At 40.9% G+C, this 20,360-nt stretch carries 23 protein-coding genes and 1 riboswitch; of the genes, 3 read left to right on the forward strand and 20 right to left on the reverse strand.

Annotated features, from left to right (window positions below):
• Positions 1 to 3 precede the first annotated feature (3 nt).
• The gene (locus NST09_RS10685; protein ID WP_008344490.1) at positions 4 to 585 is read right to left on the reverse strand and encodes an ECF transporter S component; all 582 of its coding nucleotides are present in this window, start codon (positions 583 to 585) and stop codon (positions 4 to 6) included.
• A 149-nt stretch (positions 586 to 734) separates the two neighbouring features.
• Positions 735 to 867: riboswitch (FMN riboswitch) on the reverse strand.
• Positions 868 to 1,154: 287 nt separating this feature from the next.
• On the opposite strand from NST09_RS10685, the gene serA reads away from it, so the two are divergent.
• Entirely contained in the window at positions 1,155 to 2,729 is a 1,575-nt protein-coding gene (gene serA / locus NST09_RS10690; RefSeq protein ID WP_008344488.1) for a phosphoglycerate dehydrogenase, read from the forward strand.
• Positions 2,730 to 2,762: 33 nt separating this feature from the next.
• Here the strand turns inward: serA and NST09_RS10695 are convergent, their stop codons facing one another.
• From NST09_RS10695 to NST09_RS10765, 15 genes are all read right to left on the reverse strand, one after another.
• Complete coding sequence (locus NST09_RS10695; RefSeq protein ID WP_058214422.1) at positions 2,763 to 3,410, reverse strand: M23 family metallopeptidase; 648 nt, start codon at positions 3,408 to 3,410, stop codon at positions 2,763 to 2,765.
• Positions 3,411 to 3,707: 297 nt separating this feature from the next.
• Complete coding sequence (locus NST09_RS10700; RefSeq protein ID WP_058214423.1) at positions 3,708 to 4,814, reverse strand: hypothetical protein; 1,107 nt, start codon at positions 4,812 to 4,814, stop codon at positions 3,708 to 3,710.
• Entirely contained in the window at positions 4,774 to 5,334 is a 561-nt protein-coding gene (sigX, locus tag NST09_RS10705; protein ID WP_007501006.1) for an RNA polymerase sigma factor SigX, read from the reverse strand. The genes NST09_RS10700 and sigX overlap by 41 nt, the downstream gene beginning before the upstream one ends.
• 202 nt (positions 5,335 to 5,536) lie before the next feature.
• Positions 5,537 to 7,318, reverse strand: a complete 1,782-nt coding sequence (locus tag NST09_RS10710; RefSeq protein ID WP_008344481.1) for an ATP-binding protein — start codon at positions 7,316 to 7,318, stop codon at positions 5,537 to 5,539.
• A complete protein-coding gene (locus tag NST09_RS10715; protein ID WP_003215596.1) occupies positions 7,315 to 8,037 on the reverse strand; it encodes a response regulator transcription factor in 723 nt (240 codons plus the stop codon). The genes NST09_RS10710 and NST09_RS10715 overlap by 4 nt, the downstream gene beginning before the upstream one ends.
• Before the next feature lie 86 nt (positions 8,038 to 8,123).
• The gene (ccsB, locus tag NST09_RS10720) at positions 8,124 to 9,302 is read right to left on the reverse strand and encodes a c-type cytochrome biogenesis protein CcsB (protein WP_017359778.1); all 1,179 of its coding nucleotides are present in this window, start codon (positions 9,300 to 9,302) and stop codon (positions 8,124 to 8,126) included.
• A complete protein-coding gene (locus NST09_RS10725; protein ID WP_116307094.1) occupies positions 9,286 to 10,965 on the reverse strand; it encodes a cytochrome c biogenesis protein ResB in 1,680 nt (559 codons plus the stop codon). The genes ccsB and NST09_RS10725 overlap by 17 nt, the downstream gene beginning before the upstream one ends.
• A 1-nt stretch (position 10,966) precedes the next feature.
• Positions 10,967 to 11,497, reverse strand: coding sequence for a thiol-disulfide oxidoreductase ResA (locus tag NST09_RS10730; RefSeq protein ID WP_008344474.1), 531 nt, complete (start codon positions 11,495 to 11,497; stop codon positions 10,967 to 10,969).
• A 90-nt stretch (positions 11,498 to 11,587) separates the two neighbouring features.
• A complete protein-coding gene (gene rluB / locus NST09_RS10735; RefSeq protein ID WP_008344472.1) occupies positions 11,588 to 12,322 on the reverse strand; it encodes a 23S rRNA pseudouridine(2605) synthase RluB in 735 nt (244 codons plus the stop codon).
• A gap of 134 nt (positions 12,323 to 12,456) precedes the next feature.
• A complete protein-coding gene (locus NST09_RS10740) occupies positions 12,457 to 12,993 on the reverse strand; it encodes a spore maturation protein (RefSeq protein ID WP_017367522.1) in 537 nt (178 codons plus the stop codon).
• A 4-nt stretch (positions 12,994 to 12,997) separates the two neighbouring features.
• A complete protein-coding gene (locus NST09_RS10745; RefSeq protein WP_008344468.1) occupies positions 12,998 to 13,585 on the reverse strand; it encodes a nucleoside recognition domain-containing protein in 588 nt (195 codons plus the stop codon).
• The gene (locus tag NST09_RS10750) at positions 13,573 to 14,724 is read right to left on the reverse strand and encodes a D-alanyl-D-alanine carboxypeptidase family protein (protein ID WP_019743085.1); all 1,152 of its coding nucleotides are present in this window, start codon (positions 14,722 to 14,724) and stop codon (positions 13,573 to 13,575) included. Before NST09_RS10750 ends, NST09_RS10745 begins: the two co-directional genes overlap by 13 nt.
• Positions 14,725 to 14,834: 110 nt before the next feature.
• Complete coding sequence (locus NST09_RS10755) at positions 14,835 to 15,314, reverse strand: YpuI family protein (protein WP_019743086.1); 480 nt, start codon at positions 15,312 to 15,314, stop codon at positions 14,835 to 14,837.
• A gap of 113 nt (positions 15,315 to 15,427) precedes the next feature.
• Positions 15,428 to 16,021 carry an SMC-Scp complex subunit ScpB gene (gene scpB / locus NST09_RS10760; RefSeq protein ID WP_008344462.1) on the reverse strand — a complete coding sequence of 198 codons (594 nt, stop codon included), beginning with the start codon at positions 16,019 to 16,021 and terminating at the stop codon, positions 15,428 to 15,430.
• The gene (locus NST09_RS10765) at positions 16,011 to 16,769 is read right to left on the reverse strand and encodes a segregation/condensation protein A (RefSeq protein WP_007501021.1); all 759 of its coding nucleotides are present in this window, start codon (positions 16,767 to 16,769) and stop codon (positions 16,011 to 16,013) included. The genes scpB and NST09_RS10765 overlap by 11 nt, the downstream gene beginning before the upstream one ends.
• Before the next feature lie 210 nt (positions 16,770 to 16,979).
• Here NST09_RS10765 and NST09_RS10770 point away from each other — a divergent pair, with 210 nt between their 5' ends.
• Together NST09_RS10770 and NST09_RS10775 are read left to right on the forward strand one after the other, a co-directional pair.
• Positions 16,980 to 17,072 (forward strand): YjcZ family sporulation protein, encoded by a 93-nt coding sequence (locus NST09_RS10770; RefSeq protein WP_008359694.1) that lies wholly within the window; start codon positions 16,980 to 16,982, stop codon positions 17,070 to 17,072.
• 88 nt (positions 17,073 to 17,160) lie between these two features.
• Positions 17,161 to 17,685, forward strand: a complete 525-nt coding sequence (locus tag NST09_RS10775) for a DUF309 domain-containing protein (RefSeq protein ID WP_017359784.1) — start codon at positions 17,161 to 17,163, stop codon at positions 17,683 to 17,685.
• A gap of 225 nt (positions 17,686 to 17,910) precedes the next feature.
• Here NST09_RS10775 and NST09_RS10780 read toward each other — a convergent pair whose 3' ends face one another.
• From NST09_RS10780 to ribE (NST09_RS10795), 4 genes are all read right to left on the reverse strand, one after another.
• Positions 17,911 to 18,264 carry a GNAT family N-acetyltransferase gene (locus tag NST09_RS10780; RefSeq protein ID WP_008344455.1) on the reverse strand — a complete coding sequence of 118 codons (354 nt, stop codon included), beginning with the start codon at positions 18,262 to 18,264 and terminating at the stop codon, positions 17,911 to 17,913.
• A gap of 113 nt (positions 18,265 to 18,377) precedes the next feature.
• Positions 18,378 to 18,842, reverse strand: a complete 465-nt coding sequence (gene ribE / locus NST09_RS10785) for a 6,7-dimethyl-8-ribityllumazine synthase (protein WP_007501031.1) — start codon at positions 18,840 to 18,842, stop codon at positions 18,378 to 18,380.
• A gap of 26 nt (positions 18,843 to 18,868) precedes the next feature.
• Complete coding sequence (gene ribB, locus NST09_RS10790) at positions 18,869 to 19,492, reverse strand: 3,4-dihydroxy-2-butanone-4-phosphate synthase (protein ID WP_342493001.1); 624 nt, start codon at positions 19,490 to 19,492, stop codon at positions 18,869 to 18,871.
• Positions 19,493 to 19,503: 11 nt separating this feature from the next.
• Positions 19,504 to 20,154 carry a riboflavin synthase gene (ribE, locus tag NST09_RS10795; RefSeq protein ID WP_026050106.1) on the reverse strand — a complete coding sequence of 217 codons (651 nt, stop codon included), beginning with the start codon at positions 20,152 to 20,154 and terminating at the stop codon, positions 19,504 to 19,506.
• Between the last annotated feature and the right edge of the window lie 206 nt (positions 20,155 to 20,360).

Consider the following 20,360-nt stretch of genomic DNA (forward strand, 5'->3'; position numbering starts at 1 on the left):
ATATTAACTATTTTGAAGTCGACGTTTATTTTCAAACCATGGACGCATTTTGACAAAAATGAAACTAAAGACGATGGTGATGATGATTCCTTTAATCAGGTTAAAAGGCAAGATCCCTGCTGTAATGGTTGCCTTTAGCACATGATCTGACAGGACGGGTGCATTCAAAAACCATGTATAAGCAGGAAGGAACAAGAAATAGTTTAAGATGCTCATCATGACTGTCATGAGTAATGTTCCGAGGATCATGGACCATGCTAACCCTCTTGCTGATTTAATCTTTTTAAAAATAAAAGCCACCGGTAAGATGAATAGTACACCTGCTGTAAAATTCGCTACTTGATCCACAGGCACACCGGACATGCTACCATGAATGAGGTAGTGCAGTAGATTCTTTAAAGCTTCAACAGCAATCCCAGCACCTGGCCCATAAATTAAAATCGCAATAATCGCAGGAATATCACTAAAATCAATTTTTAAATACCCAGGAAGCCCAGGGAAAGGGAAATTCAATAACATTAATACAAATGCGATACTGCTAAGCATGCTGATGACAACTAAACGTTTTACTTTACTTTGATTCAATATTCTCTCTCCTTTTCGATCAAATCTTTCGAAAAGAGGATTGTTCAATTTTAGCCACAAAAAAACCGCTCTGAATACATACACAGGAGCGGGAAATTTAGGCTACACAAATAAACGTATAAACAGACATGTTTTCAACGTTTACGAACCTCCATCTTCTCCCATCCAGACTATACTGTCGGCTTCGGAATCACACCGAATCCTGCCAAAAAAGGCTCGCGGGCTTAGAGACTATGCCTCATCACCGCCGGTAGGGAATTACACCCTGCCCCGAAGATTGATCATTATTCAATTCGACATCATTATATATGATATATGAGCATTTGTACAGATAAAAATCCTGAGCAAATTCATCAGTTTTAAGAAATCGTAAAAAACCTAAAATTTATAATGACAAATGCGTAAAAATTGGGTATCTTTTGTTTAAAGGTGTCCATTCTTGATCAATACACTAAAAAATGTTCGTGTTTTCTTTTTCGCTTTACTGCTTTAATTTGATTGACACAGTGAAAAGGAATATGGTAAATTATCAGATATTTATGACGTTTATTTTAGGAGGAAATCTTACGATGTTTCGAGTATTAGTCTCAGATAAGATGAGCAATGATGGTCTTTTACCACTATTAGAATCAGATTTTGTTGAAATTGTTCAAAAAAATGTAACAGAAGCAGAAGATGAATTACACACGTTTGATGCCTTACTTGTCAGAAGTGCCACAAAAGTGACAAAAGAACTTTATGAAAAAATGACTTCATTAAAAATTGTTGGCCGTGCTGGTGTGGGAGTCGACAACATTGACATTGATGAAGCAACAAAACACGGTGTGATTGTCATCAATGCACCAAATGGGAATACGATTTCAACGGCAGAGCATACGTTTGCGATGATCTCATCTCTCATGCGTCATATTCCTCAAGCGAATATTTCTGTGAAATCAAAAGAATGGAACAGAGGCGCATATGTCGGTGCTGAGCTTTACGGAAAATCTCTTGGGATTGTTGGCTTAGGCAGAATTGGAAGTGAAATCGCCCAGCGTGCAAGAGCATTTGGCATGACCGTCAACGTATTTGACCCTTTCCTTACAAAAGAACGTGCCGAAAAAATTGGTGTCAATGCAAAATCACTTGATGAAGTGCTTGAAGTATCAGATATTATTACGGTACATACACCTTTAACAAAAGAAACTAGAGGACTTCTCAATAAAGAAACAATCGCAAAAACGAAAAAAGGTGTTCGTCTAGTGAACTGTGCACGCGGCGGCATCATTGACGAACGAGACCTTCTTGAAGCACTTGAAAATGGTCATGTCGCAGGGGCTGCTCTCGATGTATTTGAAGTAGAACCACCTACTGAGAATCCACTTGTGGATCATCCAAACGTCATTGCCACTCCGCATCTTGGTGCATCTACAAAAGAAGCACAATTAAATGTAGCGGCACAAGTCTCTGAAGAAGTTCTTCAATTTGCAAAAGGACTCCCGGTCATGTCATCTATTAATCTACCAGCGATGACAAAAGACGAGTTCAAGAAAATCCAGCCTTATCATCAATTTGCAGGAAAACTTGGACGTCTTGTTTCTCAATCGATGAGAGAACCTGTAAAAGAAGTCAGCATTTCATATGAAGGATCTATCGCAAAACTCGAAACATCATTTATTACAAAAAGTCTGCTTTCTGGCTTTTTGAAAGAGCGTGTCGATTCGACTGTAAATGAAGTCAATGCTGGTATGGTGGCAAAAGAACGCGGCATTAGCTTTAGCGAGAAAATTTCTTCAAGCGAATCTGGCTATGAGAACAGCATTTCCATTGAAGTCAAAGGTGACCTTTCCACCTTTACATTAAAAGCAACGTATATCCCGCATCTAGGTGAACGTGTCGTTTCTATTAATGGTTTCAATATTGACTTTTACCCAGATGGACACCTTGTCTATATTCAGCACACTGACGCACCTGGTGTGATCGGTCAAGTTGGAAAGATTTTAGGCGACCACGATGTGAACATTGCGACAATGCAAGTAGGCCGTAAAGAAAAAGGCGGCGAAGCCATCATGATGCTTTCTTTTGATAAGCACCTTGAAGATGAAATTGTCCAAACGTTAACTAAAGTGAGCGATATTCTTTCTGTACGTCTGATTGACCTATAAAAAAATGGTAAACCTCATGCAAAAGCATGAGGTTTATTTTGTTGAAACGATTAAACGTTCACCTGTCCGTATGAGATGCGTTGTCAGTGCATTGATTTTCTTCAATTGATCAACGGTCATTTGATGTGCTTTAGCTATAGACCAGAGAGTATCCCCTCGTTGTATGACATATGTATGTTTCTCATATCCATCTACATGAAGGGCTGGCTCTTGGAAACGATCTCTTGCAATGATTGTGAGCGGATCTACTGCATCTTCTTTACTAACTGACCAATTACCCCTGTGCACCTCAAAATGCAAATGAGTGCCCCTAGAAGCGCCTGTGTTGCCTATGATGCCGATCGGCTGCCCTGTTTGTACATGGTCACCATTCTTCACAAAACGCGCATTTAAATGCGCATAGACGGTTTCATATCCATTTGGATGCCGAATAAATACAACTTCACCATATGTAGCAGATACATAGGAACGAGTAACCACACCTTCGCTAGCAGCCAAAATGGATTCTCCTTCTGGTGCAGCAATGTCTAACCCCTTATGCGAACCACCTCTTGTCCCAAACAAATCAGTGACTTCACCTTTGATTGGTTCCACCCACTCGGTTGTTTTCTCTGCATGGGCAAACGGTGATAAGGCCAAGAACAAGAAACAGCTAGCACATATGTAGCAATACCTTTTCATCAGTGACTTCCCTTCTTTGAAGTTCTTTTCATGACAGCTTAGTATACCTCAAGGAAGCCCTTTTCTATACATGAAAAAAGAACGCAATAAGTTGCGTCCTCAGATTGTTGACAAAGGGCTAAAATGAACTTGATTTTAGCCCTTTGTCTTCGTTTCAGCGTGATAGAAAACCTTTGCAGTCTAGGAAGGACGAGCACCGGAGCAGAGCGAATTTGACATTCGTGAGTACCGGAGCGCAGGACTGACAAAGAATGCGAGGGTTTGTCTACACGCTGAGAACGCAATAAGTTGCGTCCTTTAGCGTTCTTTGATAACAACTGGGTTTGGCAGTGCCGGTACCTCTAGCGGTTCTTTTAATTCATATGGGCCTACTTGATCTGTTCCTGCATTTTGTATCGTGACATCTGTAAAACCAAAATCTTTCGCTGTGAGCAGCAGTCCTTCAATAAGTAAAATATGATCAATTGAGTCCGTTAATTGTGCTGATGCTCCAAACGTGATGGTTGCATGTTTTCCTTTTGATGTCACTTTTTTAATAGGCTCTTCTTTAATGAGTGGATCGAGTCCTGCATCATTCGCCCGCTTCATCGCCTCTACTGCATCTTTATAAGATGGATAATCATCTTTTGACGGCACCAAAAATGTCCCGCTCTTATTTTCTAAAACGTAGTAAGCGTGTTTTGTTTGTTTATTAATTGAAATGGTACCAAGACGGCCATTCGTCCCTAATTGAAGGTGCGAGCCATTGACAGACTTCACCTGTACTTGTTTATATTGGCTCCATTTTAACGTTTCTTTGACCATGTCTTTAAAACGATTGGCTTCTTTTAATGTATCAAGAGACAAATCATTTTTCAGCTGAAAAATCAGTGTATCCCCTTTTTCACTCACATCCACCATATCCATATAAGCTTGAAGAGGTTTTGTCATTTCAGGCAGCTCAAGTTTTTCATATGTATCAAGAAGCGCCTGCACATTATCATGCTTATTTTCTTTTTGAATACTGATTGGGACAACTTGAGAAGTCGATTCATCTATGTATGAAATCGTCATATACTTTTCTTTGTCAGATGCATAAGCAACATGTGAAGGATCATTTGTGTTTTTTACCGCCTCTAATGTAGCATTCACCTGTCCTTTTTCAGCACTCGAGTCCATTTTCACTTTCTTTATATCTTGAGCAGCCGGCTGAAATAAATGAGGAGAAATCAAAAACGCCATAAATAAGACCACAACGGTTGCGACCGCTGGACCGATCCATCTGGCACTTTTCTTTTTCTTCCCGCTTGCCATCAGCATTTGCTGGTAAATCTGCTTAGATGAACGGTTGTCCTCCACCTTTGGAAGCTGACTGAGTAATACTTTAATTCGTTCTTCGCTCCAATTGGACCTGTTCGTTTTCATTCACTAGCTCCTCCTTCAAAAGCTCCATATGTTTTCGGAGCACTTTCAGGCCTCGGTGCTGCGTTGTTTTGACTTTGCTTTCCGAGAACTTTAGCGCCTTGGCCGTCTCCATGATTGAGTAGCCTTGGATAAACCTTAAAATGATGACGGCTCGTTGATCAATGGTGCAATGATCAAGTGCGGCATAAATTTCTTTGATATTTTCATCCTGTACAGCCAATTCATCTGGGAGCAGGTCTGGATCTTTTACATCCTGTTTATCCCAATCAAACGTGCCGAGCACCCGTTGTCTGATAGTTTGCTGTTTGCGAAACCAGTCAATTGCCACATGCCTTGCAATTGAAAACAGCCATGTTTTCTCGCTGCTTCTTCCTTCAAAAGTTTTATATGAGTGAAGTACCCGAATGTAAACCTCCTGCACGAGATCCTCTGCCTGATTTTTATCTTTTACCATATAAAATAAAAATTGGTACAAATCTTGATGGTACGAATCATATATTTTTTGAAAGGTTTCATGCATAGGAAACCCCTCCGTTCACTTATTTTTGTCGAGTGACTCTCACAAAACGTTACATTACAACTTTATGACAAATATATTACAAGATCGACAATTTGGAAAGGGCTTTTAGTTTAACTTCTCCTTAAAAATATGAAAATAGAAAAAACACTTCATTTTCTTTCGAAAAGAAGTGTTTCTCATGTAACAAGATTCTTCGTCAAGATTAGACGAGTTCCTGCTTTTTTTTCGGAATATAGAAAGTGAAGTGAGTACCTGTTCCAGCTTTACTATGTGCATGAATGGAGCCTTGATGCGCTTCTACGATGTTCTTCACAATCGCTAGACCCAGCCCCGTACCGGAACGTCCTCTTGTTCTTGCTTTATCTGCTTTATAGAACCGTTCAAAAATAAACGGGAGATCCTCTTCAGGAATGCCGCTTCCCGAATCTTTCACATCCATCTTGAGCCCATTTTCCACCGATTGAACTGAGAAGTGAACTTCTCCGCCTTCTGGTGTATGACGAATGGCATTATCGATGAGATTTGTAAAAACCTGTTCTATTTTATCTGGATCAAATACAAAATACGGTTCTTCTACTTGAATTTCATACGTCAGGTTGATTTGTTTTTCTTTCGCAATTCCAAGGAATTTACGGTAAATTTTTTCAGTCAGCTCTTCTGTATCAGTTGATTCAAGATTCAGTGTAATATGACCAGCTTCCATACGTGCGAGATCGAGAAGATCATTCACAAGACGCCCCATTCGAAGTGATTCATCATAGATAATTTGGGCAATCTCTTTCTTTTCCTCTTCAGATCCGGCAATGTCATCGACAATCGCTTCACTATAGCCTTGCAGCATAGCAATAGGTGTGCGGAGTTCATGACTAACATTTGCAATGAAGTCTTTTCTTAGCTTATCCAGTCTTCTCTCTTCTGTCATATCGCGAAGTACCGCTACCGCTCCTCTGACATCTTGCTGGTTATAAAGCGGAGACATGAGAAGAACCCAAGTACGCCCTTGCAGCGTGACTTCGATCATTTGCTCTTTTTCCGTACTGACGGCAGTATGAAACAATTCACGCGCTTCTGGCGGCAGTTCATCCCCATCTTTGATCTTCATATTTTGCTCGTAATACCAAGCCTGCAAGAATCTTTCTGCAGGAGGGTTTGTCATAAGGATCGTCCCATCAATATTGATCGTGATGACACCGTCTGCCATACTGCTGAGAATGTTGGACAAATGTTCTTTTTCTTGATTTAAAGCGGTTATATGAAATTTAAGCTGCTTACCCATTTGATTAAAGGCGATCGCCAGTTCCCCAATTTCGTCTTGCGTTAAAATAGGAATCTTTGTATCAAATTTCCCTTTCGCCAAATCTTGTGCTCCCTCTCTCATCTTTCTGAGAGGATAGGTGACACGAGTAGATAAGAAGAAAGCGAAAATTGTTGTCAGCACAATCGCAATTCCGGCTGCGAGGAAGATATAACGCGTCGTATGTTTTGTTGTCTGCTCTACAGCAAGAAGGGATTGAGAAAGAAAAACCATCCCTTTCTTTCCGTTCGCCTCGTAAGGAACACCTACTACAATGCGTTCATCCTTCTGATTGCCTGTATCAGATTCAGCTCGTTTACTGATTTTTTTTCGTTGTGTCAGTGCTTTGTTCAAATCTTTGTCTGCTTCAATTTGTTCTTTTGTGATCGCAGGAAGCTTCCCGCCTTTTTCAGACGAATACCATTCTAGTCCATCCTCTTGAACAATCGCGATACTTGTCAATTTATCAGCTAGTTCTGATGTAATCGATCTTGCAAGTGATTGATCCTCATGGCTTTCTAAAATGACTGCTACTTTGTTGGCCATTTGTGTTAAATCAGACTTTGCTTCTTCCACATGGTAATTCTCAATGAACTCTAAAAGAAGCACAGTTAAAATCGATAAAACAATGAGTACGAGGAAAAGAATGGTTAACCATAGCTTTCCTACGACACTTTTCCACAGCTTCATTCAGCGCCGACCTCAAATTTGTACCCGACACCCCATACTGTCACGATTTTTTTCGCTGCTTCTGGTGACACTTTATTTAGTTTTTCGCGAAGCCTTTTGACGTGGGTATCCACTGTTCTCAGATCCCCAAAGAATTCATACTGCCACACTTCTTTGAGAAGCTTTTCCCTGTCATAGACCTTATCCGGCGTTTTTGCCAAGAAGTACAAAAGTTCGTATTCTTTCGGCGTGAGGCTGACTTCTTTTCCATCTGCTGTGACCCGGTGTGCATCATGATCAATGGATAGATGAGAAAATACGAGAACATCTTTTGTGGTTGTTCCAGTATTAAGGTATGACGTTTGCGACGATCTTCTTAACAGTGCTTTCACACGAAGAACCACTTCACGCGGGCTGAAAGGTTTGACGATATAATCATCCGTTCCTGCCTCAAAGCCTTGCACACGGTTAGCTTCCTCACCTTTTGCTGTCAGCATAATAATTGGTGTGGCTTTTTTATCTCTGATTTGATTACACACTTCAATCCCATCTGTCCCAGGCATCATTAAATCAAGCAAAATGAGGTCATAATCGGTTTGAAGTCCTTTTTGAATGGCCTCATCCCCATTTTCCGCTTCATCAATTTCATAATTTTCCCGTTCTAAATACATTTTTAAAAGGCGGCGAATTCTTGCCTCATCATCGACGACTAATATTTTCGTTTGAGTTGTGTGTTCCATTAGACAATCCTCCTGCTTTCTCCGTTGTTACATACATTTTAACAAAAAGCCGAATCGAATCATAAAAGTTGGCCTTTTTCATGCGATTACGCGTAAGAATGAAGCCCCGCAATCACTAGGTTGACAAAGATGAGGTTAAACATAATGATCGCAAATCCGATCACAGCAAGCCAAGCGGACTTTTCACCATGCCAGCCTCGTGATAACCGAAGGTGGAGATAGGCGGCGTAAAATAAAAATGTAATTAAAGCCCATACTTCCTTCGGGTCCCATCCCCAGAATCTCGTCCAAGCAATTTGCGCCCAGATCATCGCAAAAATAAGGCCGCCTAACGCAAATACAGGGAATCCTATGGAAACAGCCCTGTACCCAATTTCATCGACTAAATCGAGATTCACCTGTCTTACGAGCGGCTGAAGCAGCGCACTTAGTCGTTTGCGAATGATCAATCTTAGCAGTCCATAAATGATTAGCCCAACGCCAAATGACCACAGCACTGTATTCACCTTTCTACCTGAAAAAACAGGCGGCAGATCAACTACAGGCTCTAAACGATCTTTTGTGATAAGTTCTCCTTTATGAGGCCCTACTAAGGCAGGCAGCTCATAGACCATGACGCTCTCTTCTTTATTTTTATCTACCCAATTAAATTTCGCTTCATACCCTGTCATTCTAAAGATGGACGTGACAGCGATAAATGCAAGAGTAACCACAATCATAAACATGACTAGCTCTAAGCCAAAGGTTTTCTTCCCCGGTTTTGTTTGATCGACATGCTTCAAAAGAAAAATCACACCTGCCACAAAACTGATCGCCAAAATGGCTTGACCAAGCGCCGCTGTCGTGACGTGAATATATAGCCAATTACTTTGAAGCGAAGGAATCAGCGGTGAAATATCCGATGGAAACATGCTTGCATAAGCAATGATTAATAAAGCGATTGGAAGTGTGAATAAACCTAGCACAGACACTTGATAGACAAAATATAAAATAATAAATGCGAGCACCAGCATCATGCCAAAGGCTGTGGTGAATTCAAACAGATTACTGACTGGTGCGTGACCAGACGCGATCCACCTTGAAATAAAATAGCCAAATTGACTCAAAAAACCGATGATGGTGAGCGTTATGCCGATAAGTGCCGCCTTATTTTTACGCGGACCCTCTTCTTTCTTTTTTCCTTTAATGGCCCCTCCAAAAAAAGGAACTGCCGCTAAATACAATAGAAAAGCTGCAAATAACAGGTTTTCACTGACTGCCGCCATCTAACCCTTCCCCCTTGCTTTTGCTGATACTTGTTGTATCAGGCAGTTCTTTTTGATCTACTGGCTGTTTGATGCCACTGTCGTGCAGCAACACCTTAAGATCAGACTTTAAGCCGAACCAGTTTTTGTTTGTATGTCCTGCCACAAATACTTTTCCATCCTTTGCCGACAGCCAGATTCTTCTATGCTGCCAGTACATCCCTTGTACGACACCGATCATAAAGATGATTCCGCCAACAATAAGTACCCCGAGTGTTAAGTCTTTTCGAACCGTTAAACCTGTCACGTTTTTTGTTTCAACCCGGTCAAATTTCATTTTATAAAGATTGTTATCAGAAGCCTCAACTGTCTCTTGAATCGCGACAAAGCTTTTTTCACCTTTTGGTTTTTCAGGAGAGATCATTTCAAATACGAACGCAGGATTATTCGGATTCCTCGTTTTCGTACTAGGTGTGCCATCTTCGTCAAAATAAAAATCAGGCAAATAACTCATTACCTTGACTTTGTAACCGCTACCAAGATCATATTCTGACTTAGGCTCCAGCAGATTAATCTTCACTGTTCCGAAAGATTTCTCAGTATCTTTTCGAATCAGCTGAAAGACCATTTGATCGAGTTCATTTTGTTTAAAATCCACTTGATATAATGAGAAATTGTCAAACTTAAGCGGTTCATTCACTTTAATATCGTGTTCTGTTACCTGCTTTAGCTTTGGCTTTTCACCAAAAACAACTTCCCCTTCACGTTTGTATAAAACGGCATCGGTTTTATAGCTTTTGACGACTTGACCATCGCCAGCCTTTTCAATCGCATTTTCAAAGACTTCTTTTTCTTTTTCAGATTCATAGCGGTCAATTGAAAACGCATTATTCTTTAAGAAGTATTGGCCTCCCGTCCCTGGGATTGGTGCCGTTTCGCCTTCTCTTACCCATAATGTTTCATCCACGTACATTCCCGGGACAAACCGAAGCATGGAGCCAATGAGAAATATAATTAATCCAATATGATTGACGTAAGGTCCCCAGCGGGAAAAGCGGCCTTTTTCAGCTAAAATATGTCCATCTTCTTCTCTTATGCGGTAACGCTTTTGTTTCATTTTACTAACGATGCCTTCATATGTATGTTGATCTAATGTTTGATTTGTTTCGCTGAAAAGACGCTGCCTTCTCATAAAGCCTTCTTTTTTGACAACCCCTTGATTTTTGAGTGCGCGATAAAGTGGAATCACTCGATCAAGGCTGCAAATCACAAGGGAAATTCCGATAGATGCGACAAGGGCTAAAAACCACCAAGAATTATAAAGATCATGGAATCCAAGGATGTAATATAACTTGCCAAACGACCCATATTGCTCCTCATAATAAGTGGAAGCTGATGCACCTGGCGGAATAAACCGCTCCTGCGGAAAAATAGTTCCTAGCGAAGAAGCTAACAGTGTGATGACAATGAGCCACACACCCACTTTTACGGAAGAAAAAAAGTTCCATACTTTATCAACAATCGTTTTGTTGTATGTTTGCGAGCGTCTTGCACTGCCGTCATATCTCATATCAAGCAGCTTTGATGAATTTTTCTCTTTTGCTGCAATGGGATTCCCGCATGATTCACATAGAACAGTACCGATTGGATTAATATGTCCACACTCGCACTTTACCTCTTTCATTCTATGACCCCTTTGGTTTAATCAAATTCATATATTCATAGACATTACGTTCTGTCATCGTTCCCTTTATGACTTTGATTACTTTGCCTTCAGGATTAATTAAAAATGTGGTTGGCAGCGGCGTAATATCATATGCCTCTGTCACTTGACGATCTTTGTCCATGGCAACAGGAAAATTCACGCCATAAGCATCCATAAAATTCTTCACAGCAATATTGGATTCTCCCACATTTACGGCAACAATTTCGACACCGCGATCCTTGAACACTTCATACTGATTTGCCATATAAGGGAATTCCTGCTTACATGGACCGCACCATGTACCCCAAAAATTGAGAAAGACGCCTTTGCCTTTTAAGTCCTTTAATTCAATCCGTTCCCCATCTACCGATTGAAGGACAAAGTTAGGCGCAATAGATCCTTCTTTGACTTGATCCTGTTTGGCAAATACTGAGTTATACATCGTATAACATAGTGCAGCAAGCATCACGAGGAGAATGCCCGTCCGTATGAAAAATCGTCTTTTCTTCATCTGAAGTACCCCTTCCCCATAGACATTCAGGTAAATTATAGCATTCTCCTTCTTTTGATGCTTCTTCATTTTTTGAAGTTTATGTGAAAATTAAAAAGCGCTTTTCCCATGATCCGCAATCGCTCTTAGGCGTTTTACTTCATGCGGCGTCAATTCTCTGCGATCTCCTGGTCTCATGCCTTCAATATGAAGGAAAGCATATTGCTCTCTTTTGAGTTTTAAAACGTCGTGGCCGATTGCTTCAAACATGCGACGAACCTGTCTGTTTCTGCCTTCATGGATGGTTAATTGCACAATACATGTTTGCTTTCGTTTATCAATCGAAAGCATTTTGGCACGGGCAGGTGCTGTTTTTTTATGGTCTAACATGATTCCTTTTTCTAACTTTCTAAGCAATTCTTTTGAAGGGATGCCTTTTAGTTTCGCTGCATACGTTTTATCAATTTGATATTTCGGATGCATGAGCTTATGGGCAAATTCGCCATCATTTGTAATCAAAATTAAACCGCTCGTATCATAATCCAACCGGCCGATTGGATACAGACGCTGCGGAACATCATCAAAGAAGTCTGTCACGACTTTGCGTCCTTTATCATCCTCGGCAGCTGAAATGACGCCGCGCGGTTTATAAAGCATAAAGTAAACCGGTTCTTCTCTTTCAAGCTTTAAGCCATTGACTTCAATTTTATCTGAAGAGCCCACCTTTACTCCGAGCTCTGTCACTGTTTCACCATTAACGGTAACTCGTCCTTCTTTAATTAATTCTTCAGCCTTTCGTCTAGAAGCGACGCCGGCATGGGCAATTACTTTCTGTAAACGTTCCATTTGTCTTTCACCTCATGTACTATCTTACTTGCTTGGCTTGAAACAAACAAGCATTCGTGGAAAAATAAGCGTTTCATCTGTCTAATTTCAACAAAAAAGCTGTTTTCCATCCACGAAATAAAAAAAGCACCTGATTAGGCGCCGCTAAATAACAAACTGACGATAATAATCGATGCAATGATCCCAATCAGGTCTGCAAGCAGCCCCACTTTCAGTGCATCTCCCATTTTTTTAATACCAACTGCTCCAAAATAGACAGTTAAAATATAAAGGGTCGTATCCGTTGACCCTTGCATAACGGCGGCAAGCTTGCCGATAAAAGAATCTGGACCATAAGTCGCAATTAAGTCTGATGTCATACCAAGCGCCGCTGTTCCTGATATAGGACGAATAAGCCCAAGCGGCACCACTTCTGTAGGAACACCAATCGCTGTAAACACAGGTTTTAATAACTCCATGACAAAGTCAAGTGCCCCTGATGCACGGAAAATCGTAATGGCGACTAGCATACCGACTAAATATGGAATGATTGAAAAGGCAATTTGAATGCCTTCTTTCCCGCCTTCTACAAATGTTTCGTACGTCGGTACTTTTTTAATCGTCCCTGCAATCAATATTCCTGCGATGATCAGTGGAATCAAAGCAAGTGACAGCCAGTTAATAAATGCCACAAGATCACCCCCGCCTGCTTCTGCGATAGTGGAAATAGCGATCAATCATAATCGCACCGATACCTGAAATAAGTGTCGCCAAAATGGTTGGGCCTACAATATCTGTTGGCTGATCTGCGCCATAGGTCATACGAATGGCAATGACAGTCGTTGGCACAAGTGTGATAGAAGATGTATTGACTGCTAAAAAAGTGATCATCGACCGGCTCGCCTCATTTTTTCCGCCATTTAGTACTTTCATCTGCTCCATCGCCTTAATCCCAAGTGGTGTAGCGGCATTCCCCAGGCCAAAGAAATTCGCCATGAGATTGGATAGAATATACCCCATTGCTGGATGATTCGCAGGAATCTCAGGAAATAGTTTTGAGATAAAGGGCCGGCATAATTTACTAAAGAAATGTAACAAACCCGCTTCTTCTGCGATCTTCATCAATCCTAACCAGAATACAAGAACACTAATCAACCCAATTGAAATGGTGACCGCTTCTTTTGATCCTTTAAAGACCGCTTCATTCACTTCATGCATCGTTCCGTTAAACATTGCATAGACAAGACCGATGACCGTGAGGAATACCCAGATCAGATTGACCATGAAGATCCGCCTATCGATGTCTGAAAGACAGACTTAAACATTTCTTGAAAGCTTTTTTGAGGCATTCGGTTGCGTTTGTTTTCATAAAAAATCGGGACTTGCTCAATCACCTGACCATCGAGTAAGAACGTCATTTTCCCTACTACATCTGGGATCGCTTCTTTGTTTTTCTCCCATTTCTTTTCAGGCGTCAGCATTTCCGTTTCGATTTCCACTAGTTTTTTCTCATCCTCATTTAGAAAATAGTCCACATCCCGCTTAATAAACGCTTTTTTTTCGTAAAAAGTCCCTTTTAACGAAGCGAGCCTGCCTTTTTCAGCAAGCACATACGTTTTATAGTGATCAAATGCATACTCAAACATTGAGATATGATCCTTCCAATCATCCGGTGCATTAATCGTCACAGCAATGAGCGCAGCATCTCCTTTTGCAGCTGTGGAGACAAGTGTGCGTTTTGCAAGTTTTGTATATCCTGTCTTCCCTCCAGTCGAATATTGATACAAACCAGTGAGCAGCTTGTTTTTATTTTTCCAATAACCTTCGATTGTTTTTGCTTTATAAAAGGTGGTACCGGCAATTTTTTGATATTGCTGATGCTTCATGGCGTATTTCGTTAAGATTGCCATATCATAAGCTGATGAATAATGGTTTTTATGATCATCGAGTCCATGCGGATTTTGAAAATTCGTATTCTCCATGCCTAGTTCAGAGGCCTTTTGGTTCATCATAAAAATAAAGCCTTCTAAGCTGCCACCAACATGTTCTGCAATGGCAACAGCTGCATCATTTCCAGAGCGCAGCATGAGCCCGTATGTCAAGTCTTCTAAGCTCACCTTCTGTCCTTCCTTTAAATAGATCGAAGAACCTTCCGCTTGAATCGCACGTTTTGACACTTTGACCATGTCGTTCATTTTTCCTGATTCAATGGCTAATACAGCCGTCATAATTTTTGTGATACTGGCGATTCTTCTTTTTTCGTGCTCGTCCTTTCCAAATAGGACTCTGCCTGACTGTCCATCTATTAAAATGGCGCTTCTCGCACTCACCGATAATGAAATGTCTGCTTGAGCGTGTGAGGAAAAAGGCAGTAAGAGTGTCAATAGAAGAAGGACTGCTGTTCCAATTTTTAAATAGGGCATGTTCATTCACGTCCTTGTCCGTTTTGTACAAGTGTATGCGCGGCTGAAAAAGTTATGATGCCTCGTCCATAAAAAAAAGCAACTCTCATGTGAGAGTTGCCTTGTCTTCTTTATACCATTTTCATTTGCTGATGAGATGTTGTATATTCCAGCTCTTCTCTCATCGTTAAAAACTCTTTTTCTAATGAAGAAAACAAACGTTTGACTTCAGCCGATACTTCATGATGGAAAACAATGCAGCTTTTTCCTGTATAGGCTGAACGGCTATCTTCATACCATGTATCCTTTTTTGGCGTAAAAAATTCTTCAATACATTGATGATAAATACGATGAAGCGTCTGCTGTGCGGCTTGCTGCGGGAATGTCTGCTGCTGCCCGATTTTCCTGCAAACCGCTGCGGCATCCTCGCTATAAACTGCAAGCTTCCGCAATGTACTTAATATGTCACAATAATAGGCTTCCGCTTCCGGGTTTAATCGTTTCAAGCTTGATAAGGTAGCTTCGTTCAGAAAATCATTCACTTCAACTGCAACCTTTGATAAAAAAACGCCTGCTTGATCAACTTGAGCCTTTACATTCATATGTGCCATTTGTTTCGTGTTTACCTTCCCCTCATGGCTTTGTCACCATTTTATCTTTCAAACAAAGGTTTTAGACCTAAAATCTTTGTTATATTTTATCATACATTTTTCCTTATTTTGAACTATTTTATCTCTTCAAATGTTTGATTGAAGTTTTCAAAAAAGAGATCAGCCTCTTCTTGCACCCCATCTGCTTCCACATTCTCTGGAAGTGGCGGTAATTCATCTAAGGCTTTTAAACCAAATTGCTCTAAAAAGGTAGGTGTTGTCCCATAAAGGATCGCTCGTCCCGGTCCATCGGCACGTCCTACTTCACAGAGCAGTGCTTTGGCCACTAAACTATGCAGCACTCGTTCTGATTTAACGCCTCTGATCTCCTCGACTTCGCTGCGTGTAATCGGTTGTTTATACGAGACAATGGCGAGCACTTCTAGCGCTGCCTGTGACAAACCTTTCGATGGTGTCTCTACTAATTTTTTTAAATATACGCTGTATTCTTTTTTCGTCAGCAGCATATATGAATCTGCATATTCAATAAGCTCAATCCCTCGTTCTTGTTTTTGATATTCTTCCTTTACGGCAGACATAATATCAAGCAACGCTGCCTCATCAACTTCAAGAACAGACATGAGCTGTTTTCTTGTTAAGCCTTCGTCACCTGCTGCATATAGCAGCGCTTCTAAGATGGCTTTCCAATTCACGATATCAAGCGTCATGAATCGTTTCACTCCCTATGATATAAATATCTTCAAAGTTTCCTTCCTGCTCCAGCATGATTTGATGGCTTTTCATCAATTCGAGAACAGCAAGAAACGTCACGACAAGGTGTTCCTTTTGATCATGTTGAAATAAAGTCATGAAATTGGTCCGCTTTTTTGTTTTTCTTAAATGGTTCATAATCTCATTCATTTTGTCTTCAATTGGGATTTCTTGTCTTGTAATCTTTGATGGTGCTGGTTTTGTTATTTTTTTGCGGTTCAATACCTTTTGGAACGCACCTAACATATCATACACCGTGACGTGTAAGTTTGTGTCCTTCGCTTCTGCTTCTTTTGCAAATTCACTTAAATCACTTGGTGGTTTTGTGAAGGCGTTTTGCCGCTCTTCTTCACGTTCCTTCAGTTCTTGCGCTGCATTTTTATACTTGCGGTATTCAATTAATTTGCCAATCAGCTCATCACGAGGGTCCTCTTCTTCTTCCATCAGGTCTTCATCAAACAGCTCTTCCTCTTGTTTTGGGAGAAGCATTCTGCTTTTAATGCTCAGGAGGGTTGCAGCCATCACCAAATACTCACTTGCAACATCCAGTTCAAGCTCCCTCATCGTGTGGACATATAATAAATACTGCTCCGTAATTTTAGCGACGGGAATATCATAAATATCAATTTCCAAACGGTTAATTAAATGTAAAAGCAAGTCCAAAGGACCCTCAAACGAATCTATTTTCACCTGATATTCCAGCATTCTTTTCTCACCATTTCTACTGTCTTCTAAGTACCGTTTTCATCGGCTAACCTTTAGTATAAGACACGATAAAGCTCTCGTCCAATATAATTTCGACCATGAGGCAGCAGGCAAAAAAAGAAAAACAGCGGATTCGCCCATACCAATGAGGGCATTTATACATAGAATACCATTGTAATCAGAACTGATGAAAAAGGAGGCCGTAACATTATGGGAGATGGTTATTACTTCGGCGGAGGATTTGCGCTTATTGTTGTGCTGTTCATCTTGCTGATCATCGTTGGCGCGGCTTGGGTTTATTAAAGAAACAGAGCGTCCTTTCATAAAGGGGCGCTCTTTCTTCTTTTCTTTTCGGTATGTTAGACTGATAGTGGAAAAGGAGTTGACCGCTGTGTATCCTAAAGCGTACGTGGCTTTTTTACATGAATTTCATACGACAAGAGATTATTTTGAGTGTCATGAAATTCTTGAAGAATTTTGGAAAGAAGATCCTCCTCATCAGCGCAAAAAGTACTGGGTGGGTCTCATTCAGCTTGCTGTTGCTTTGTATCATCAAAGACGAGGGAATGGAAAAGGAGCAAAACGGCTGATTTCAAACAGCCTTCATATATTAGATTCGGACCGGAACATACTAACAGAATTAGGTCTTGATGAAGAGGCATTTCTTTTGCTGCTGAGAACACTGAAAAAGAAAATCGATGAAGACATGCCCTACGAAAGTGTGATGCTGCCAATCCGAGATGAAACGCTTCTTTCTTTATGCCAAGAGATGGCCCAAAAAGAAGGCTTAACCTTCGGACAGGAGAGCAACTTATCCCATACATTCTTAATTGAAAAGCATAGACTGCGTGATCGAACGGACGTATTGCTTGAACGTGAAAAGCAGATGGAACGTAAAAAAAGCAGAGGCATATAACCTCTGCTTCAGCGTGTAGACAAACCCTCGCATTCGGTGTCAGTCCTGCGTGCCGGTGCTCACGAATATCGAATTCGCTCCGCTCCAGTACTCGTCCTTCCTAGGGCTGCAAAGGTTTTCTATCACGCTGAAAAGAAGACAAAGGGCTAAAATAAAGTTCATTTTAGCCCTTTGTCAACAATCTAAAGCAGAGACATATAACCTCTGCTTTTACATGTGTGATATTTAGTTTGTTTCACTGTGACACTTATGAAAAAAGCCTTGCGTTAATTCATTTGGAATGAGCGTTTTCGTTTTGAATACTTCTTCCACGGCTAATACCATTTCCTTGCCGATGCCTTGGTCACGATGGGACGGATTGACACTAATATGTTCGATTTGTACTTGGTCGTCTGTTTTCAGCACACCAATCGCACCGACGATATCCTCACCATCTTTCCAAAGGAACAGCTGCCGATCTTCATCCATTTCATACGACTTTATCGTCTGCTGAAGCTGTTTGACGTCTTTCTCACCCGGCATAAAGGACAGGAGTCCCATGGCAATTTTTTCAAAAGACCTCTTGTAACGAATTAACATATATACCCCTCAATATTAAAATTATCCTATTTTCCAGCAAATGTCTTATGAATCACTTGCTCATCACACATTATAAACACTTTTAGGTTGTTTTTAAACTCTTTTTCATCAAATTAACGAAACGTTCGATTTAGGTTGGCCATTTCAATAGCAGCTGCAGCCGATTCACTGCCTTTATTTCCAGCCTTTGTACCGGCTCTTTCAATGGCTTGTTCAATAGATTCTGTTGTCAGTACACCAAAGATAATCGGCACCCCTGTTGAGATGGCACTTTGTGCGATTCCTTTAGCCGCTTCATTACAAACATAATCGTAATGGGATGTTGCCCCGCGAATCACGGTTCCAAGTGTAATGACTGCATCATATTTTTTTGTTTCTGCTAGTTTTTTTGCCATATACGGAATTTCAAAAGCCCCTGGCACCCACACGACATCAATATCGTCACCGTTTGCTCCGTGTCTGAGCAATGTATCTTCTGCTCCATCTAGCAATTTACTTGTAATAAAATCATTAAATCTAGCGACGACGATTCCAAACTTTAATCCTTCTGCTACTACATTCCCTTGTATTGTATTCATATGTTCATCATCCTTTTTTGTGATTTTTATTTTGTTTTCATTGTCGTTGTTTGCTTGTTTATATATGCCTGCAATGCTTCAATCGTCAGCATCTTTAAATCGTGTTCTTTTTGAATTTTTTGCAGTTCGGGTACGCGGGCCATGGTTCCATCTGCATTCATAATTTCACATATGACACCCGCTGGCACTGAACCCGCAAGTTTAGCAAGATCAACGGCCGCTTCTGTATGACCTGGTCTTTCTACTACGCCTCCCTCTTTCGCAATAAGAGGGAAAACATGACCTGGGCGGGCAAAATCTTCTGGTTTTGACTCTTTATTTAACATGGCCAAAATGGTCGTTGAGCGCTCAAAAGCACTTATACCAGTTGTCGTTGACGTATGGTCGATGCTCACTGTAAATGCTGTATGATGTGCATCCGTATTTCGCTCGACCATGGGATGCAGATCCAAGTGTTTCGCAATCGAGGCATGAACTGGTGTGCAAATAAGACCTCTTCCATGTAAAGCCATGAAGTTAATGACTTCCGGCGTTGCATGCTCAGCAAGTGCCACAAAGTCTCCTTCATTTTCTCTGTCTTCATCATCTACTACGATAATCATTTCTCCTCGTTTCAGGGCATTTACTGCCTCATCAACTGAATGATACATACAATCGCCTCCTAGAATCCGTGCTCTTTTAAAAATGATGGGGTTAATCGTGATGGCTGCTTTTCGTTTTGCTCTTTTGTTAAAAAGCGATAAATGTATTTACCGATCATGTCACATTCAATATTTACTACATCCCCCATAGATTTAGTCGGGAAAATAGTTCCTTCAAGCGTATGTGGAATGATAGAAACTGTCACATGAGCATCTCGCAAATCGAAAATAGTCAAGCTGACGCCGTCTATTGCGATCGATCCCTTTTTTGTGAGCATATCTGTGAGGGTCTTGTCCATTTTCAAATCATAGTAAATGGCATTACTCTTCTTTTCTACACGGGTAATCACAGCCGTTCCATCAACATGGCCTGAAACAAAATGACCGCCGAATCGTCCATTTGATGACATCGCTCGCTCTAAATTCACTTGGCTACCTGGCGCAAGCTGATCAAGTGATGTCGCTTTGACCGTCTCAGGCATCACATCTGCCGCAAACTGTTCTTTTGTGAAGCTTGTGACAGTGAGACAAACGCCATTGATGGCGATACTATCGCCTAGGTGAACATCTTCTAGTACACGACTGCACTTGATGATGATTTCCATGGCATCTGCGGATCTTTTGCTCAATGACTGAACTGTACCCACTTCTTCAATAATCCCCGTAAACATGTGATCCTCCCTTTCTCTTTCTTTTGTATTTCTCACTTTATGAAAAAGCGATGTTTGGGACATGTGATCGATTGAACACCTTCGTCGCTTTTTATGGTCCATACAAGATGAGGGATCACTTAATAAACACTGCATGCGATGACTATATTGACATACAGAAAGCCCCGGAAAAATTCCGGGGCTGTGGTTTTTTTGCATTAGAAATA

The sequence above is a fragment of the Bacillus sp. FSL W7-1346 genome (assembly GCF_038593335.1).
GTDB classification, from domain to species: domain Bacteria; phylum Bacillota; class Bacilli; order Bacillales; family Bacillaceae; genus Bacillus; species Bacillus altitudinis.

Coding starts and splice junctions, on each gene's coding strand:
- serA (WP_008344488.1), top strand. CDS start 1,155: ATGTTTCGAGTATTAGTCTCAGATAAGATGAGCAATGATGGTCTTTTA.
- NST09_RS10695 (WP_058214422.1), bottom strand. CDS start 3,410: ATGAAAAGGTATTGCTACATATGTGCTAGCTGTTTCTTGTTCTTGGCC.
- NST09_RS10700 (WP_058214423.1), bottom strand. CDS start 4,814: ATGAAAACGAACAGGTCCAATTGGAGCGAAGAACGAATTAAAGTATTA.
- sigX (WP_007501006.1), bottom strand. CDS start 5,334: ATGCATGAAACCTTTCAAAAAATATATGATTCGTACCATCAAGATTTG.
- NST09_RS10710 (WP_008344481.1), bottom strand. CDS start 7,318: ATGAAGCTGTGGAAAAGTGTCGTAGGAAAGCTATGGTTAACCATTCTT.
- NST09_RS10715 (WP_003215596.1), bottom strand. CDS start 8,037: ATGGAACACACAACTCAAACGAAAATATTAGTCGTCGATGATGAGGCA.
- ccsB (WP_017359778.1), bottom strand. CDS start 9,302: ATGGCGGCAGTCAGTGAAAACCTGTTATTTGCAGCTTTTCTATTGTAT.
- NST09_RS10725 (WP_116307094.1), bottom strand. CDS start 10,965: ATGAAAGAGGTAAAGTGCGAGTGTGGACATATTAATCCAATCGGTACT.
- NST09_RS10730 (WP_008344474.1), bottom strand. CDS start 11,497: ATGAAGAAAAGACGATTTTTCATACGGACGGGCATTCTCCTCGTGATG.
- rluB (WP_008344472.1), bottom strand. CDS start 12,322: ATGGAACGTTTACAGAAAGTAATTGCCCATGCCGGCGTCGCTTCTAGA.
- NST09_RS10745 (WP_008344468.1), bottom strand. CDS start 13,585: ATGGTCAATCTGATCTGGGTATTCCTCACGGTCATCGGTCTTGTCTAT.
- NST09_RS10750 (WP_019743085.1), bottom strand. CDS start 14,724: ATGCCCTATTTAAAAATTGGAACAGCAGTCCTTCTTCTATTGACACTC.
- NST09_RS10755 (WP_019743086.1), bottom strand. CDS start 15,314: ATGGCACATATGAATGTAAAGGCTCAAGTTGATCAAGCAGGCGTTTTT.
- scpB (WP_008344462.1), bottom strand. CDS start 16,021: ATGACGCTTGATATCGTGAATTGGAAAGCCATCTTAGAAGCGCTGCTA.
- NST09_RS10765 (WP_007501021.1), bottom strand. CDS start 16,769: ATGCTGGAATATCAGGTGAAAATAGATTCGTTTGAGGGTCCTTTGGAC.
- NST09_RS10770 (WP_008359694.1), top strand. CDS start 16,980: ATGGGAGATGGTTATTACTTCGGCGGAGGATTTGCGCTTATTGTTGTG.
- NST09_RS10780 (WP_008344455.1), bottom strand. CDS start 18,264: ATGTTAATTCGTTACAAGAGGTCTTTTGAAAAAATTGCCATGGGACTC.
- ribE (WP_007501031.1), bottom strand. CDS start 18,842: ATGAATACAATACAAGGGAATGTAGTAGCAGAAGGATTAAAGTTTGGA.
- ribB (WP_342493001.1), bottom strand. CDS start 19,492: ATGTATCATTCAGTTGATGAGGCAGTAAATGCCCTGAAACGAGGAGAA.
- ribE (WP_026050106.1), bottom strand. CDS start 20,154: ATGTTTACGGGGATTATTGAAGAAGTGGGTACAGTTCAGTCATTGAGC.